This is a genomic window from Enterobacter sp. 01-M-02-SI-ECC (assembly GCF_047530595.1).
Classification (GTDB): domain Bacteria; phylum Pseudomonadota; class Gammaproteobacteria; order Enterobacterales; family Enterobacteriaceae; genus Enterobacter; species Enterobacter cloacae_M.
Genome location: NZ_JBLKCZ010000081.1, coordinates 1 through 2,276, shown reverse-complemented (window position 1 = coordinate 2,276; position 2,276 = coordinate 1). Strand labels below are relative to the sequence as shown.

Here is a 2,276-nt window from a genome sequence, read left to right as displayed (position 1 = left end):
TATAGTGTGCCCGGAGTTCAGGGCGGGCATGGATGCTTAAATGAACCGCGAGTCTGTCTGGAATATTGAACCGGTAACTCACGATGAGAAACCCAACAATCCCACCGGGTGTGACGGTGGAGAACCTGAGCGGCAGTGACCTGCGGCATGCCCGCAGGGTGATGTAACCCGCTGACAACGGGGATTGAGGCGAGATCACTAAGCCGAGATGATCCTCAAGGTTAAGTACTGAAAGGCTGAAGAACATGAACCCGTTAATCCGCCTCTGTGGGTTGAAAACGTCACCACGGCCTACGTGATCTGACAGGCCGTGCAGGAGGAACTGGCAGTGATACGTAAGCACTGCCGGTCGAAGGTGTTTTGACATGTATGCGAAACACCGGGGCAGCAGCGTCTATCACGCTTGCGTTGCTGACTTCTGCCAACTTGCGGCAAGCAAGGATAAAGAGTGCGACGGGCAGCCTCCTCAGTATGCCTGAGTCCAGGCAGGTAAACCGGGGAAGGTCAGCGACGGATGTTAAGGGGGCATGGCTCCGATGACGCGCTGGCTGGCGGAGCTTCCGTAGTAGTCCGCGATGGGGAAAGCCCATTACATGGCGAAGGGAAGCAGTTTGAATGTGTTTGCGACGTGAATTAACTGACCTAACGAGGTGAAGACCTTTGATAATCAGCGAAATGCAACGCAAGCTTGCCACATGGGCAGCCACCGATCCGTCCCTACGGATTCAACGGCTGCTGCGTCTGATAACACAACCAGAATGGCTGGCTGAAGCGGCGCGGATCACGCTTTCATCAAAGGGGGCGCATACCCCCGGCGTTGATGGCGTGAACAAAACAATGCTACAGGCCAGACTGGCTGTTGAGCTGCAAATCCTCAGGGATGAATTACTCTCAGGCCACTACCAGCCCTTGCCCGCCAGACGGGTTTACATCCCTAAAAGCAACGGCAAACTGCGACCACTGGGTATCCCCGCGTTGCGGGATCGTATTGTTCAGCGGGCCATGCTGATGGCGATGGAGCCGATATGGGAGAGTGATTTTCATACGCTCTCATATGGCTTCCGGCCTGAGCGCAGTGTCCACCACGCGATCCGCACGGTGAAATTACAGCTCACAGACTGCGGTGAAACCCGGGGACGCTGGGTGATTGAAGGCGACCTGTCCAGTTACTTCGACACCGTACATCATCGACTGCTGATGAAGGCTGTACGCCGCAGGATCAGTGACGCACGTTTCATGACTCTGCTGTGGAAAACCATCAAGGCGGGACATATCGATGTCGGTCTCTTTCGGGCGGCCAGTGAAGGTGTGCCACAGGGCGGTGTTATATCGCCGCTATTATCGAACATCATGCTGAATGAGTTCGATCAATACCTGCATGAGCGCTACCTGAGCGGGAAAGCCAGAAAAGATCGGTGGTACTGGAATAACAGTATCCAACGGGGCCGAAGTACGGCGGTCAGAGAAAACTGGCAGTGGAAACCCGCGGTGGCGTACTGCCGCTATGCCGATGATTTTGTCCTCATCGTCAAAGGCACCAAAGCACAGGCGGAAGCCATCAGGGAGGAGTGTCGGGGTGTGCTCGAAGGCAGTCTGAAACTCAGGCTGAACATGGATAAGACTAAAATCACCCATGTTAATGACGGCTTTATCTTTCTGGGGCACAGGATCATTCGCAAACGCAGTCGTTATGGCGAGATGCGAGTGGTCTCAACGATCCCGCAGGAGAAAGCCAGAAACTTCGCCGCATCGCTGACAGCACTGTTATCAGGCAACTACAGTGAAAGCAAAGTCGATATGGCTGAACAACTCAACCGAAAACTGAAAGGCTGGGCCATGTTCTATCAGTTCGTTGATTTTAAGGCCAAAGTCTTCAGTTATATCGACCGTGTCGTGTTCTGGAAGCTGGCTCACTGGCTGGCCCGCAAATACCGTACAGGTATCGCTTCCCTGATGAGGTGGTGGTGTAAATCACCGAAACCGGGTCAGAGCAAAACGTGGGTTTTATTTGGTAAAACCAATCACGGCAAGCTCAGCGGCGAAATACTGTACCGGCTGGTGGGGCAAGGCAAGAAGCTGTTCCGCTGGCGGCTACCCGAAGGTAATCCCTATCTGAGGATGGAGACCAGAAACACGTATACATCGCGCTTTACAGAAGTGGCAATGGCGTTCGCCAGCATTTAAATGGAGAGCCGGATGCGCTGAAAGGTGCACGTCCGGTTCGGGGAGGAGAGGCAGGGAAATAGTCCGACTACGCCCTGCCTCTTACTCTACTC

2 protein-coding genes are annotated in these 2,276 nt (G+C 54.2%); one reads left to right on the top strand and one right to left on the bottom strand.

All coding sequences use genetic code 11. The features are described from left to right. On the bottom strand, positions 1–247 hold a 247-nt coding region (locus tag ACMWLG_RS25690), incomplete at its 3' end, for a hypothetical protein (protein ID WP_278184498.1). A 428-nt stretch (positions 248–675) separates the two neighbouring features. On the opposite strand from ACMWLG_RS25690, the gene ltrA reads away from it, so the two are divergent. Beyond that, on the top strand, positions 676–2,184 hold the full coding sequence (gene ltrA, locus ACMWLG_RS25685) for a group II intron reverse transcriptase/maturase (protein WP_200442762.1): 1,509 nt from the start codon (positions 676–678) through the stop codon (positions 2,182–2,184). The last annotated feature ends 92 nt before the right edge of the window (positions 2,185–2,276 follow it).

Coding starts and splice junctions, on each gene's coding strand:
- ltrA (WP_200442762.1), top strand. CDS start 676: ATGCAACGCAAGCTTGCCACATGGGCAGCCACCGATCCGTCCCTACGG.